Origin of the sequence: Rhodococcus sp. 4CII (assembly GCF_014256275.1) — a bacterium.
GTDB classification, from domain to species: domain Bacteria; phylum Actinomycetota; class Actinomycetes; order Mycobacteriales; family Mycobacteriaceae; genus Rhodococcus_F; species Rhodococcus_F wratislaviensis_A.
Map to the genome: position 1 here is coordinate 1709548 of NZ_JACCFE010000002.1, position 13411 is coordinate 1722958.

Genomic DNA, 13411 nt, shown 5'->3' on the forward strand with positions numbered 1-13411 from the left:
CCCCCATCATAGCTGACTTGCCAACTACATAGTCAGGTGTACAGTTCTGGCTATGGCGAACTAAAGCCAGCATCCGTGAGTACTTGTCAACCGCCCCCCGGTCGACATGTACTCACAGCACCGAAAGGAATGTCATGAGAGACGCCGTCATCGTCGAGGCCGTCCGTACGCCGATCGGCAAGGGCAAGCCCTCGGGTGCCCTGCACGGAGTGCATCCCGTCGACCTCCTCGCCCACAGCCTGTCGACCCTCGTCGAGCGCACGGGAATCGATCCCGCACTGATCGACGACGTCATCGGCGGCACCGTCACCCAGGTCGGCGACCAGAGCCAGAACATCACGCGCAGTGCACTTCTCGCCGCGGGGTATCCCGAATCCGTACCCGGCACGACCGTCGACCGTCAGTGCGGCAGCAGCCAGCAGGCCGTGCACTTCGCCGCGCAGGGCGTGATGTCCGGCGCCTACGACGTCGTCGTCGCCGCCGGCGTCGAATCGATGGGCCGGGTCCCGATGGGGTCCAGCGCCGTCGGCCGCGAGTCGATGGGTGTGGGTTTCGAACGCCGCTACCCCGACGGGCTCGTCCCGCAGGGAATCAGCGCCGAACTCATCGCCGCCCGATGGGGCCTCTCACGCACCCGGCTGGACGAGTTCGCCGCGTACAGCCACCAGAAGGCCGCGGCGGCAACGAGTGCCGGGAGCTTCGCGAAAGAACTCGCCGTCCTTCCCGAGTTGAGCGTGGACGAGGCCATTCGCCCGGACACGACCCTGGATGCGCTCGCCGGCCTGCGACCCGCCTTCCGCAGCGACGCCTACTCCACGAGGTTCCCTCAGATCGACTGGTCGATCACGGCGGGCAACAGCAGTCCCCTGTCGGACGGCAGTGCGGCGCTCATGATCACCACGAGCGAGATCGCGGCACGCCTGGGACTGCGGCCCCTGGCCCGGCTCCACAGCTTTGCCGTCGTCGGTGACGACCCGCTGATGATGCTCACCGCCGTCGTTCCCGCGACGCGCAAGGTGCTCCAGCGCAGCGGCCTCGACATCTCCGACATCGACCTGTTCGAGGTCAACGAGGCCTTCGCGTCGGTGGTCCTGGCCTGGGCGGCAGACACCGGGGCAGACCTGGCTCGGGTCAACGTGCACGGCGGCGCCCTCGCGCTCGGACATCCCCTCGGGGCCAGCGGCGCACGGCTCATGACCACGCTGGTGAACGCCATGGAACAGCGCGGGGCCCGGTTCGGTCTGCAGACCATGTGCGAGGCCGGCGGACTCGCCAACGCCACGGTGCTGGAACGACTCGCGTGAGCCGGCGGAAGTAGTTCAGATCAGCCGTTCCGGCGGGCGACCGCGTCTCCCACCGCACGGAGCGATGTCCGCAGCGAGTGCGGTTGGAGCACTTCGACTCCCCCGCCGAGAGCGGTCAACTGGTCGAGTGCCACGTCCTCGGCCTCGAGCACCAGGTCGACGGTCACCCAGCCTTCGTCGTCCGGCGGACCGGGTTCGACGCGCGCGGCCTCCACTCCGACGACCCGGGGCAGTCGGCGCCACGACGCGGGGGAGAGCCGCACTCGGCATCCGAACCTCAGGAGGGCACGATCGAATTCGGCCGTCGAGGCCGTCCACCACGCGCCGAGGTCGAAGTGTTCGGGCCGCGTCGCCGGCTGCTCGAGCACGGCCGCGGCACCGATCCGCGACACCCGGTACGACAGCGTCCGTCCGCGATGCTGCGCGACGAGATACCAGACACCCGCCTTCGCGACCAGGCCCAGCGGATCGAGTGTTCGTGCCGCCGAACGACTTCCCTTGCGGTAACGGATGGCGAGGCGTCGCCCCGCGAGCACCGCCGACGCGACCACCGGCAGGTGACCGTGGTCGCGGGGCGCGTCGAACCAGCCGGGAGCGTCGACGTACAGCCGATCCCGCCACAGCCGGGCTCCGGCGCGCAGCGGACTCGGCAACGCCCTCAACAGCTTCGACTGCGCCGCCGCGCTGACGTCGCGCAGGCCGAGGTCGTCGGCGATCGACGGGACACCCAGCAACATCAGCGCGGACGTCTCCTCCCCCGTCATCCCGCCGAGTTTCGACTGCCAGCCGTCGAGCAACCGGATTCCGCCGCCGGGGCCGCTCTCCGTCCACAGCGGAACCCCGGCCGCCGACAACGCCGTGACGTCGCGATACACCGTGCGGACGGAGACGCCGAGTTCGTCCGCCAACTGCTGTGCGGTAGCACCGCGACTGCCCTCCAGACGCAGCATCACCTCGACGAGCCTGCTCGAACGCATTCATCGAGTCTAGGGACAATCCCTGACAGTAGATGTCAGGGATGGGGGCGCACACTGGTCGGCATGACCAACTGGACGCAGTTCGAGACCGAAGCACCCGACCTCGCCACGGCCGTCGCCGCACGCTTCGGAGCCCACAAGCACCACGTGCTGGCGACACTCCGCAGGGATGGCTCACCGCGGGTGAGCGGCACCGAGGTCGAGTTCTACGAAGGCGCGTTGCTGCTCGGTTCGATGGTCGGCGCGCGCAAAGTGCGGGACCTGCAACGTGATCCGCGGTTCTCCCTGCACAGCAACCCCGGTCACCACACGATGGAGGGCGGCGACGCCAAGATCAGCGGCCGCGCGGAGGAGATCCTCGGGGAACGCAAGCAGCAGATCGTCGACCACTACCCGGACGAGATCCCCGAGGCGGACGTCTTCGAACTCGGTCTCGACGAGGTCGTGCTCACCACGGTCGACGGCGACCACCTGTACGTCGACCTGTGGCGGCCGGGCGCCGGAGTCACCCGGTTCACGAAATGACGGTCACTGCGTTGAACGACGCAGTGACCCGGAGCGATTGCCCGCCGCAATACCGGACGAAACCGACACGACTCCTACCAGGTGACGTTCTCGGCGCAGTGCCGTCCGTTGGCGGTGGATTCGACCTGGACCGTAGCGTGCGACAGTTGATGACTCTCCAGGACCGTCCGCGCGGATTCGAGGACCGCGGACGAATCGGCGTCGGTCGTGAGATGGACGGTGGCAACGTCCATTCCCGTGGTGAGCGTCCACACGTGGAGGTCGTGGACGCCGGTGACGCCGGGCAGCGCTTCGAGGTCGGCCTGCACGCCCTCGACATCGACGTCGGCCGGGGAGGCCTGGGTGAGGATGCGCAGCGATGCGGCGGCCAGTTTCATCGCTCGCGGTACCACCCACAGCGAGATCAGAACACCGACGATGATGTCGGCGTAGGTCCAGTTGAACAACAGCACGAGGGCGCCGGCGATGAGCACGCCGACACTGCCGACGGCGTCCGCGAGCACTTCGAGATATGCGCCGCGGACGGCGAGGCTGTCCTTGGAATCGGCGCGCAGCATCAGCATCACCACGAGATTCGCGGCGAGACCGACGGCGGCGGTGAGGATGAGCGCCAGTCCGGGAAGTTCGGGTGCGTCGCCGATGCGGGAGATCGCCTCGTAGAACACCCAGATAGCGACGGCGAGCAGCATCGCGGCGTTGGCCATGGCGGTGAGCACTTCGGCGCGGTGCCAGCCGAACGTCCGGGCCGCGGTGGCACTGCCCTTGCGGGCCAGGAGGAGCGCGACGAGCCCCATCGACATGCCGACGACGTCGGTGAGCATGTGCCCGGCGTCGGCGAGCAGCGACAGCGAGTTGACGGCCAGACCCACCCCGGCCTCGAGGAACAGGAACGCGACCAGAATGACGAGGGCCACCGCCATGCGACGGATCCGCGCGCGAGACGGCCCCACCTCACTGCCGCCTTGCGTGTGGCCGTGTGAATGGCCGTGTCCGACACCCATGCCTGAGCCTCCTCCCGAGTTTTGCCGATCATATGCGTACATGCGCATATGATCAACAGTGTGCTCGGCCGGTCGGATTCGGTCAGAGTTCGGGACGGTAGGCGGGCTTCTCCACGGTCGGCGGCAGGGTGGCGATGGCCGAGATCCGCTTCAGGCCCGCCACCTGCAGGAGGTCGACGGTCAGCGACCGGATCTGCGCGAACACGACGGTGGCCGACAATCCCGCATTCTCGACCAGTTCCGGTTTCAACCCGGACGCGACCGAACGCAGCACCCGCGCCGCCTCGGCCTGATCGGGTTGCTGCCCCGGATCGGCGAGCGCCATCAGCCGCAGCGTCTCCAGGGCGTGGGAGAGTTTCTCCACCTGGTCGACGAGCCGCGGGTTCAGGATCTCGTCGTCGCGCACCAGCGAGAGCGAACGCCGCGCCAGCACCCGGATGTTGCGCAGTGCGTTGTCGAGTGGGTCCGCAGCGGCGGTCAACCGTTCGAGTCGGCCGCGGGTATTCCAGTACAACGGCGAGATGCGGCTGATCTCCCGGCCGCCGGCGAGGTGGGTCCGCAGGGTGTCGATGGACGCCTGGGTGGCCCGCGCCTTCCTCAGCGCCTCCTCGATGGGTTTGTCGTCGTTGGCCACCAGCCCGTCGGCCACCAACTGCATCACCTCGGACGAGGTTCCGAGGATGTTGGCGGCATACTTGCGGGCCCGACCCACGGGATGCGTGGGAATCAGCGCGACCACGGCGATGCCCACCAGACCACCGGTCAGGGCGTCCACCATCCGGTTGATGCCCGCGGTGCCCCCGGGCGGCAGGAGCGTCGCCACGAGCACCGCGGAGTTACCCGCCTGCATCGAGAAGATCGGGCCGCTGTTCAGCAGCACCGCCGCCGACATCGCCAGCACCACGACGAGCGTGATCTGCCAGGCGCCGCTCCCGATGACGGAGACGATGAGGTCACCGACCCCGATCCCGATCGTGACCCCGGCCACCAGCTCGACGGAACGCCGCAGGCGGGCACCGAGGGACAACCCCAGCGACACCACCGCCGCGATCGGCGCGAAGAACGGCGTCGGGTGGCCGATCACCACAGTCGCCACCCACCACGCGGCGCCGGCCGCCACCGCACACTGCAGGATGGGCAATGCCGACACCCGCAGCCGCTGGACCGAGGTCCTCAGCCCGTCGGTGCTGCGGAGTTTCGCCGAGCTGAGGGCGTTACCCGACGCCAAGCGCTTCGGCAGCTCGGGGATCGCAGTCCTCGAGGAGGTCGAGGCAGCGCGCGTACTCGTCCGTCTCGCCGATCGCCTTCGCCGCCTTCGCCAGGACGGCGACGCAGCGGAGGAATCCCCGGTTGGGTTCGTGGCCGTAGGGCACCGGGCCGAAACCCTTCCAGCCGTTGCGACGCAGCTGGTCGAGACCACGGTGGTACCCGGTGCGTGCGTAGGCGTAGGCGGCGATGGTCTCGTCCGCATCGAAGGCCGCCTCGGCCAGGTATGCCCACGCGATCGATGCGGTGGGGTGGGCGGCTGCCACAGAAGCAGGATCCTCGTGGTTCAACAGGGCCGACTCGGCCTCGTCGTCCCCGGGAAGCAGCGTGGGCTGTGGTCCGAGAAGGTCACCGAAAGACGTCATGCGCCCATTGTGCCCCCGACGCGGCGCCGTCACTGCGTCGGCCCGCGTCCGCGACGCGCCCTCTCGTGGTCTCCGACGACGCACGCAGTCGATAGGCTGCCCCCAACGTTCATTTCTCTGCAGACCGAGGGGCAGCGCGTGCAGGACCCGAAGAAAGACGAATCGACTCAGAAGCCGGCGTCGGACACACCGTCCGCCGCGGAGGAGACACCCGCGAAGTCGGCGGGGGGCACCGAACCCGCCGCAGCCGCGACGAAGTCGCCGGAGCCCAAGCCCCCGCAGAAGAAGGTTCCCGAGAAAGCGGCCGGACCGAAACCCGAGGAACCGCCGGCGCCGCTGCCCAAGCCTCCGGCACCGCGCCCGCAGGCGGCGAAACCGGACGAGAAGACGTCCGAGGCCGCCACGACGGCGATCCCGATGCAGAAGGGCGCGCCCGCGTCGGCCGATGCGGCGACCATGAAGATGCACCGCACACCGACCGCGCAGAACCCGCAGAACCCGCAGGCTCAGGGGCAGTCGAAGCCGGCGTCCGACGGGGAGACGGTCGCGATCCCCGTGACGAAGCCGGCGGTCCCGGCGACGCCTCCGCCGCCCCGGCCCGCCGCCACGCAAGCGAGCCGGCCTCAGCCCCAGCAGCCGCAGAGCGCGCGGCCCGTACCTCCGCCGCCCGCGCCCCCGAAGGCCGCACCGCAGCGGGTGCTGCCACCTCAGCAGAGCGCACCGCAGCGTGTCGTCGCGGCCGGGAAGCCGCAGAAGAAGCACGGGAAGGCGTGGCTGTTCGCCGCGATCGCCGCCGGCGTGATCGTCGTCGCCGCCATCGCCGTCGCCGGTGTGGTCGTCTACAGCAACAACCGGGCCGAGAACTCCCCCGAGGCCCAGGTGCAGGGCACGATCGACACGTTCGTCGCGGCACTCACCCAGGGCGATCTGGCGACGCTGCGCACCAGCACGTGCGGCAGCCTCGCCGAGTACTACCAGGGAATTTCCGATCAGGACTTCGCCGAGGTCCACCAGGTCGCCGTCACGCAGCAGAACATTCCGGTGGTCGGCGGCGTCGACGCCGTGCAGATCACCGGCGACACCGCCATCGCCCAGGTGAAGGCCCACACAGCCGCCAACCCCGGAGAGCAGTCGTGGCGCACGTTCAATCTCGAAAAGGTCGACGGCACCTGGAAGATCTGCGATCCACGGTAGAAAGCACTGTGCGCCTTTCCGGTAGCGGGAACTACCAGAAAGGCGCACGAGCGCGAAGCGCCTATCCGGAGACGGAGCGTCCCGCGGACTTGAGGTCGTTGCAGGCCTCGATGACGCGGGCCGTCATGCCGGCCTCGGCCTTCTTTAGGTAACTGCGGGGGTCGTAGACCTTCTTGTCGCCCACCTCGCCGTCGACCTTCAGGACGCCGTCGTAGTTGACGAACATGTGGCCCACGATCGGACGGGTGAACGCGTACTGAGTGTCGGTGTCGACGTTCATCTTGACGACGCCGTAGTTCAGCGCAGCCTCGATCTCCGACTTCAGCGAACCCGAGCCGCCGTGGAAGACGAAGTCGAACGGCTTCGAGCTCTCGGGCAGCCCCAGCTTGGCGGCGGCGACCTTCTGGCCGGTCTCGAGCACCTCGGGACGCAGCTTCACGTTGCCCGGCTTGTAGACGCCGTGCACGTTGCCGAACGTGGCGGCAAGCAGGTACTTGCCCTTCTCGCCGGTGCCGAGCGCGTCGACGGTCTTCTCGAAGTCCTCGGGCGACGTGTACAGCTTGTCGTTGATCTCGGCTTCCACGCCGTCCTCTTCACCACCGACGACACCGATCTCGACCTCGAGGATGATGTTCGCGGCCTTCGCCTTCGCGAGGAGTTCCTGGGCGATCTCCAGGTTCTCGTCGATCGGCACTGCCGAGCCGTCCCACATGTGGGACTGGAACAGCGGGTTGCGGCCGGCCTCGACGCGCTGGCGGGAGATCTCCAGCAGCGGCCGGACGAACGTGTCGAGCTTGTCCTTGGGACAGTGATCGGTGTGCAGGGCGATCGTGACGTCGTACTTCGCGGCGATCACGTGAGCGAATTCGGCGAGTGCGACCGCGCCGGTCACCATGTCCTTGACGCCCAGGCCCGAACCGAACTCGGCGCCACCCGTCGAGAACTGGATGATGCCGTCGCTGCCGGCATCCGCGAAGCCCTTGATGGCGGCGTTGATGGTTTCGGAAGAAGTGCAGTTGATGGCGGGGAAGGCAAAGGAGTGCTCCTTGGCCCGACCAAGCATCTCGGCGTAGACCTCGGGAGTCGCGATTGGCACGGCGGCAGTCCTCCATAAAGAGTCGATTTCGGCGCGCGCGATCAGCGCAGCGCGCGATGTGGTCCTAGCAGTATGGCAATACCGGTAGCGTACGTCTCCCGGTGGCTGTCGCGGCACCCCGTTCCGGCGCGTCCGCGACACGACGGAAACTCCATGACCTGCAGTATTCCGACAGACGGGGAATCCGCCGGTACGCTGAGGGCCGTGATTGTGCAGGCAGCATCGGATTCCGTGACCAACCTCGCGTTGTTGCCGGGATTCCTCGACCCGGTGAACCTCCTCAACTCCTTCGGCACCTGGGTGCTCGTCGGACTCCTCGCGGTCGTCTTCATCGAGTCGGGATTGTTGTTCCCCCTGCTCCCCGGCGACTCGCTCCTCTTCACCGCCGGTCTCATCGCGGCCTCGAAGTCGACGGAGATCGAACCGTTCGCCCCCATCGGGGTGCTGCTGGTCCTGATCCCGATCGCCGCCATCCTCGGCGACCAGGTGGGCTTCTTCATCGGCAGTAAGGGCGGCACCGCCCTGTTCAAGAGCAACGACGCACGCTTCTTCAAGAAGAAGTACATCGACGAGTCCCATGCCTTCTTCGAGAAGCACGGCCCGATCACGATCATCCTGGCCCGGTTCGTTCCGATCGTGCGCACGTTCGCGCCGGTCGTCGCGGGTGCGTCGCGGATGAAGTACTCGCTGTTCCTCACGTACAACATCGTCGGCGGCATCCTGTGGGGAGCCGGCGTGACGATGCTGGGCTACCTGCTCGGGCAGATCGAGTTCATCCGCGACCACGTGGACGTCATCTTCCTGCTGATCGTCCTCGTGTCCGTTCTCCCGATCATCATCGAGGTGGGCAAGCGCATCCTGAAGGCCCGCCGGAGCGGGGACGACGCCCCGGCGGCGAACGCGCAGCCCGTCACCACCCCCACCGATCCCACCTCCTGAAACCGATCGGGGTAACGCACCGACGATGGTCATCACGGCATCAGGCAGCTTCGGGCCTCTCGTCTCGGCCGGTCCAGCGCTGGTCTGGGTCGTCGTCCTCGCGTTCGTGTTCATCGAATGCGCCGTGATCCTGGGTCTGTTCCTGCCCGGCGACTCCATGCTGATCACCGCCGGAATCGTGCTGGCCAACCACGCGACCGGCGCCGGCCACGTGTGGGCGCTGTCGGTCGGAGCGATGATCGCCGCCATCTGCGGTAACCAGGTGGGATACGTCATCGGTCACCGCACCGGCAACCGCATCCACGCCCGCAAGGGCGGGAAGTATCTCAACTACACCAACCTGCACAAGGTCAACGTCCTGCTGGAGAAGCACGGATTCTGGGCGGTGCTCGTCGCCCGCTGGATTCCGTGGATCCGCACCCTGTGCCCGCTGGTCGCCGGTGCCGCCAAGATGAACCACACCAAGTACACGATCGCCAGCACCATCGGCGCCATCTTCTGGGCGCCCGTCCTGCTGCTCATCGGTTTCTACTTCGGCTCGTTCCTCGACCGGGTGTCGTGGCTGATGCCGGCGGTGCTCGCCGGGATGATCGTGCTGCTCGTGATCGGCACCGCCCTCGGGGTGTGGCACTACCGGCAGGAGATGGCGCGGCCACCCGAAGACGTGGCCGTCGAGGAAGTCCTCGACTAGTACCGAGTACTCCCCCGGCGTGCGTCGGGCGCCCTCGCAGGCGCCCGATGTCACATCCGTCTACTCGAACGAAACGAATGCAACACCGGGCGCGAAAACCGGGGCGCGACAACCGGGCGCGAGAAATACCGCTACTGCGCGACGGCGCCCGACACCTCCGCGTACTGACTGTCGGGGCGTGGCAGTCCGAAATGATCGCGCAGGGTGGTGCCCGAGTACTCGGTGCGGAACAGTCCGCGCTCCTGCAGGATCGGGACGACCTTCGCCGCGAACACCTCGAGCCCGCCCGGGTAGTACGGCGGCATGACGTTGAACCCGTCGGCGGCGCCCTGGGTGAACCACTCCTCGATGGTGTCGGCCACCTGCACCGGCGTCCCGACGACCACCCGGTGCCCGCGCGCGCCGGCCAGACGGTGCAGCAGTCCGCGCAGGGTCGGGTTCTCTCGCTCGACGATCCCGGCAATAACCTGCAGGCGGCTCTGCTGGTTGTCCGTGACGTCACCGGCGTCCCCGAACAGTCCGGCAGGCACAGGTGCGTCGAGATCGAGGTGCCGCACGCTCGAACCCGTGAGGCTCTCGAGTTGGGCGAGCCCGTACTCGGGTGACGTGAGTTCGTTGAACTCCCGCTCCAGTTCGCGGGCCTCCGCCTCGGTGTCGCCGAGGAACGGGCTGATGCCGGGCAGGACCTTCACGTGGTCCGGGTTGCGGCCGTACTGCGTCGCACGCGCCTTGACGTCCGCGTAGAACGCCTGTCCGTCCGACAGTCGCTGGTGTGCGGTGAAGATGGCCTCCGCGTATTGGCCCGCGAACGCGCGGCCCTCGTTGGACGCACCCGCCTGCACCAGTACCGGATGTCCCTGCGGCGAGCGGGGTGCATTGAACGGTCCGCGCACCCGCAGGTGCCTGCCGACGTAGTTGATCTCGTGGATCTTCGACGGATCCGCGTAGATTCCTGCGGCCTTGTCGATCAGGACGGCGTCGTCTTCCCAGCTGTCCCACAGCTTGACCGTCGCGTCGACGAATTCCCGCGCCCGCGCGTAGCGGTCGGCGTGGTCGGGGTGGCTGGGCAGACCGAAATTGGCGGCCGCCAGGTCGGTGCCGGTGGTCACGATGTTCCAGCCGGCCCGGCCGCGGGAGATGTGGTCGAGGGAGGCGAAGAGTCGCGCCAGGTTGTAGGGCTCGAAGTACGTCGTGGACGCGGTCGCGATCAGCCCGATCCGTTCGGTGGCGGTCGCGATGGCGGTCAGCAGCGTGATGGGCTCGAGCGCTCCGGCGGCACCGTGTTCGACGTCGCTGCGCAGGGCCGGTCCGTCGGCGAAGAAGATCGCGTCCAGCTTCGCGGCCTCCGCGGTCCTCGCGATGTCCTGGAAATAGGAGACGTCGTACAACCGTTCGGGTGTGGTGAGCGGGTGACGCCACGCCGATTCGTGGTGTCCGGCCGGGTAGATGAACGCATTGAGACTCAGCTGCCGCTGTTGATCTGACATGACGATCTGTTTAACAGCGGCGGCACCGCGGCGACACGGTTAGGTTTCGCGTGATTCGAACGGTCGCCTACCGACGCGGATAACCCGCCGCCGACACCATGTGCGCGGCCTCCATCAGCATCCAGCCTCCGAGCTGGACGGACAGGTCGCGTTCCGGGATGCCCGACGACCGGACGGTGCCGCCGGTGAACGTCGCGATGCCCCCGTTCAGCCCGGGCAGCTGCGCCTGCGCGGTCCAGTCGTGGCCGAACAGCGGCTGCCCCTCGATCTGCAGCCGGTTCGCCCACGCCGCCTCCGCCGACGACAGCACGAGCTGGGCGGCGATCTCCCGCGCCCGGATGTCGGCGGGCGACTCCCACGGCAGCATCACCGCGGTCAGCGCCAGATATCGCGCGAGGATCCCGTTGAACAGTCCGCCGTCTCCCCCACCGCCGCCGTCGATGACCCCATGGGGTGCGAGGTGCTCGTCGATGGCGTCGACGAGCCGGTGGGTCCGGTTGCGGTGCCGCGGCGAACCGAGACGGACGGCGAGTTCGGTCTCGAGTCCGAGGACGACGCCCTGGCAGTACGAGTAGACGTTCGTTTCGATGTCGCCGCCGGGGTGGATGCCGTCGACGATCAGATTGGTGTGGCGATCGCGCAGCGTGTCGTCGATCCAGTCCGCCGTGGCCTGGGCCCGCCACAACTTCCCGGTGCGCGCCAGCATGATTCCCGCGGGTCCGTTGGCCGGCGCGTTGTAGAAGTCCGAACCCTTGCGCCACGGGATACCGCCGCCCGCCTCGGGCGCCCACGCGTCGAACAGCTGCGACTCCAGCGCCTGCACCGCATTCCTGTTGTCTATGAAGTGCATCCGCTGGGCGCGCTCGAGCGCGATCCCGAGCCAGGCCATGTCGTCGTAGTAGTTGTTGGTCCAGCCCGACAGGTTCCGCATGCGGTGGCTGCGCGCCAGTTTGACGATGCGACGCCGACGCCGCGGCGTCGGGTCCCGTTCGAGGGCGTCGACGGCGCAGTCGAGCAGATGGGCCTGCCACCAGTAGTGCCAGCTGAAGAACAGCCGCTCGCGCCGCACCGGTGGCCAGGCGACGACGCCGAGGGTCGTGCCCGGGAGGGCCCACAACCGGCGAAGATGCCTGGTCACCACCGCTTCTTCAGCGGCGTCCGCGCGCGCCGACCACGTGTCCTGCATAAGAGTTGATCTTGCCTATTCGCCAGGGGTTCCGCTACCAGGCGCGGTCGAGGTCGGCGTGCTGACGCACCCACGCATGCATGGCAATTCCCGCGGCGACACCCGCATTGATGCTGCGGGTGGAACCGAATTGGGCGATCGACACCGTCATCGCCGCAACCTCTTTCGCGTGATCGGTGACTCCCGGACCCTCCTGCCCGAACAGGAGAACACAGTCGCGCGGGAGTCGCGCCGTCTCCAGCGGTACCGACCCGGGCGTGTTGTCGACGGCCACGATGGTGAGACTCCGCTCGCGCGCGAACTCGACGAGACCCTCGACGTCCGGGTGGTGGAGGACGTGCTGGTACCGATCGGTGACCATGGCGCCGCGCCGGTTCCAGCGGCGGCGTCCCACGATGTGGACGGCAGCGGCGGCGAACGCGTTGGCGGTGCGCACCACCGTGCCGATGTTGGCGTCGTGACCGAAGTTCTCGATGGCCACGTGCAGCGGGTGCCGGCGGCGGTCGATGTCCGCGACGATCGCCTCACGCGTCCAGTACCGGTAGGCGTCGACCACGTTGCGGCGATCACCCCCGGCCAGCAGTTCGGGGTCGTACCGCGGGTCGGTGGGGACGGGGGCGTCGTGTTCGTCGGACCACGGGCCGACGCCGTTCGGGTTCTCGCCCCATTCGGTGGGACCCGATTCGTCCTGCTCGACCTGCGCCGGCTCCACCGGACCTGCCTCGACTCCGCTCACGGCGTCAGAACGTCTTGTTCGAATCGGGGGCGACGGTGAACCCGTGGGAGGTCTCGTCGTTGGTGCAGGTGACGGCCGTGGCAGTGGTGCTGCACGTGTAGCCGAGCTTCGTGAGTTTCGCCCCGGCGGGCAACGCGGCGTCCGGGTCGTCGCCACCCGAGGTGTACACGAGTCCGCCTGCGCACATGAACGAGGCCTCGCCGTCGTTCTCGACGCGAATGCCGTGGCCCCAGTCGACCATGCAGTCCGCCGGTCGCGGCGGCACCGGGCTCGTCGAGCCCTGACACCCGGCCTCGGTGCGGTTCGGCAGCTTGATGATGCCGCACTGGAATCCGCCGTCCGGGGACGTGAAGAAATACGACTCGTTGTGCTCGTACGGGACGTCGACGAGCGTCGTGGTCGGCGCGTCCGTCGTCGTGGTCGGCGGCGCGATCGTGGTGGTCGTGGTGGTCGGCGGAACCGTGGTCGTGGTGGTGGTCACAGGGGCGGCCACGGTGGTCGTCGTGGACGCCGGCGGAGCCACCGCGTCCGAGGACCCACCACACCCTGCGAGCATCATGGCCGAGCCAATGCTCAGACACACCAACGACACCCGACGCCACGCCATACGGCCACCTCCACACACGCTTACCTGCTGCCGACAC

General features: G+C 68.1%; 14 protein-coding genes. 5 read left to right on the forward strand and 9 right to left on the reverse strand.

Annotation, left to right across the window (positions count from 1 at the left end):
• Nucleotides 1–134: 134 nt before the first annotated feature.
• On the forward strand, nt 135–1304 hold the full coding sequence (locus H0B43_RS08845; RefSeq protein WP_185728261.1) for a thiolase family protein: 1170 nt from the start codon (nt 135–137) through the stop codon (nt 1302–1304).
• A 20-nt stretch (nt 1305–1324) separates the two neighbouring features.
• Here H0B43_RS08845 and H0B43_RS08850 read toward each other — a convergent pair whose 3' ends face one another.
• Nucleotides 1325–2281 carry a YafY family protein gene (locus tag H0B43_RS08850; RefSeq protein WP_185728260.1) on the reverse strand — a complete coding sequence of 319 codons (957 nt, stop codon included), beginning with the start codon at nt 2279–2281 and terminating at the stop codon, nt 1325–1327.
• Nucleotides 2282–2344: 63 nt separating this feature from the next.
• On the opposite strand from H0B43_RS08850, the gene H0B43_RS08855 reads away from it, so the two are divergent.
• Nucleotides 2345–2806 carry a pyridoxamine 5'-phosphate oxidase family protein gene (locus H0B43_RS08855; RefSeq protein ID WP_185728259.1) on the forward strand — a complete coding sequence of 154 codons (462 nt, stop codon included), beginning with the start codon at nt 2345–2347 and terminating at the stop codon, nt 2804–2806.
• A 74-nt stretch (nt 2807–2880) separates the two neighbouring features.
• Here the strand turns inward: H0B43_RS08855 and H0B43_RS08860 are convergent, their stop codons facing one another.
• The 3 genes from H0B43_RS08860 to H0B43_RS08870 form a co-directional block, all read right to left on the reverse strand.
• Complete coding sequence (locus H0B43_RS08860; RefSeq protein ID WP_185728258.1) at nt 2881–3807, reverse strand: cation diffusion facilitator family transporter; 927 nt, start codon at nt 3805–3807, stop codon at nt 2881–2883.
• An 82-nt stretch (nt 3808–3889) separates the two neighbouring features.
• Complete coding sequence (locus H0B43_RS08865) at nt 3890–4957, reverse strand: aromatic acid exporter family protein (RefSeq protein WP_185730054.1); 1068 nt, start codon at nt 4955–4957, stop codon at nt 3890–3892.
• A gap of 64 nt (nt 4958–5021) precedes the next feature.
• Nucleotides 5022–5438, reverse strand: coding sequence for a DUF3151 domain-containing protein (locus H0B43_RS08870; protein ID WP_185728257.1), 417 nt, complete (start codon nt 5436–5438; stop codon nt 5022–5024).
• Nucleotides 5439–5576: 138 nt separating this feature from the next.
• On the opposite strand from H0B43_RS08870, the gene H0B43_RS08875 reads away from it, so the two are divergent.
• Entirely contained in the window at nt 5577–6632 is a 1056-nt protein-coding gene (locus H0B43_RS08875; protein WP_185728256.1) for a transcriptional regulator, read from the forward strand.
• Nucleotides 6633–6693: 61 nt separating this feature from the next.
• Here H0B43_RS08875 and fbaA read toward each other — a convergent pair whose 3' ends face one another.
• Nucleotides 6694–7728 (reverse strand): class II fructose-bisphosphate aldolase, encoded by a 1035-nt coding sequence (gene fbaA / locus H0B43_RS08880; protein WP_185728255.1) that lies wholly within the window; start codon nt 7726–7728, stop codon nt 6694–6696.
• Nucleotides 7729–7932: 204 nt separating this feature from the next.
• Here fbaA and H0B43_RS08885 point away from each other — a divergent pair, with 204 nt between their 5' ends.
• Complete coding sequence (locus tag H0B43_RS08885; RefSeq protein WP_312033858.1) at nt 7933–8667, forward strand: VTT domain-containing protein; 735 nt, start codon at nt 7933–7935, stop codon at nt 8665–8667.
• 25 nt (nt 8668–8692) lie between these two features.
• Complete coding sequence (locus tag H0B43_RS08890) at nt 8693–9358, forward strand: DedA family protein (RefSeq protein WP_185728253.1); 666 nt, start codon at nt 8693–8695, stop codon at nt 9356–9358.
• A gap of 131 nt (nt 9359–9489) precedes the next feature.
• On the opposite strand, the gene H0B43_RS08895 is transcribed toward H0B43_RS08890, so the two are convergent.
• The 4 genes from H0B43_RS08895 to H0B43_RS08910 form a co-directional block, all read right to left on the reverse strand.
• Nucleotides 9490–10845 carry an LLM class flavin-dependent oxidoreductase gene (locus H0B43_RS08895; RefSeq protein WP_185728252.1) on the reverse strand — a complete coding sequence of 452 codons (1356 nt, stop codon included), beginning with the start codon at nt 10843–10845 and terminating at the stop codon, nt 9490–9492.
• A 67-nt stretch (nt 10846–10912) separates the two neighbouring features.
• Nucleotides 10913–12031 carry a glycoside hydrolase family 76 protein gene (locus tag H0B43_RS08900; protein WP_185728251.1) on the reverse strand — a complete coding sequence of 373 codons (1119 nt, stop codon included), beginning with the start codon at nt 12029–12031 and terminating at the stop codon, nt 10913–10915.
• Between the two features lie 34 nt (nt 12032–12065).
• On the reverse strand, nt 12066–12767 hold the full coding sequence (locus H0B43_RS08905) for a TrmH family RNA methyltransferase (RefSeq protein WP_185728250.1): 702 nt from the start codon (nt 12765–12767) through the stop codon (nt 12066–12068).
• Between the two features lie 4 nt (nt 12768–12771).
• Nucleotides 12772–13374, reverse strand: a complete 603-nt coding sequence (locus H0B43_RS08910) for a hypothetical protein (RefSeq protein ID WP_185728249.1) — start codon at nt 13372–13374, stop codon at nt 12772–12774.
• Nucleotides 13375–13411 lie beyond the last annotated feature (37 nt).

Excerpts from the sequence above, each read along its gene's own strand:
- H0B43_RS08845 (WP_185728261.1), top strand. The coding sequence starts at position 135 with ATGAGAGACGCCGTCATCGTCGAGGCCGTCCGTACGCCGATCGGCAAG.
- H0B43_RS08850 (WP_185728260.1), bottom strand. The coding sequence starts at position 2,281 with ATGCGTTCGAGCAGGCTCGTCGAGGTGATGCTGCGTCTGGAGGGCAGT.
- H0B43_RS08855 (WP_185728259.1), top strand. The coding sequence starts at position 2,345 with ATGACCAACTGGACGCAGTTCGAGACCGAAGCACCCGACCTCGCCACG.
- H0B43_RS08860 (WP_185728258.1), bottom strand. The coding sequence starts at position 3,807 with ATGGGTGTCGGACACGGCCATTCACACGGCCACACGCAAGGCGGCAGT.
- H0B43_RS08870 (WP_185728257.1), bottom strand. The coding sequence starts at position 5,438 with ATGACGTCTTTCGGTGACCTTCTCGGACCACAGCCCACGCTGCTTCCC.
- H0B43_RS08890 (WP_185728253.1), top strand. The coding sequence starts at position 8,693 with ATGGTCATCACGGCATCAGGCAGCTTCGGGCCTCTCGTCTCGGCCGGT.
- H0B43_RS08895 (WP_185728252.1), bottom strand. The coding sequence starts at position 10,845 with ATGTCAGATCAACAGCGGCAGCTGAGTCTCAATGCGTTCATCTACCCG.
- H0B43_RS08900 (WP_185728251.1), bottom strand. The coding sequence starts at position 12,031 with ATGCAGGACACGTGGTCGGCGCGCGCGGACGCCGCTGAAGAAGCGGTG.
- H0B43_RS08910 (WP_185728249.1), bottom strand. The coding sequence starts at position 13,374 with ATGGCGTGGCGTCGGGTGTCGTTGGTGTGTCTGAGCATTGGCTCGGCC.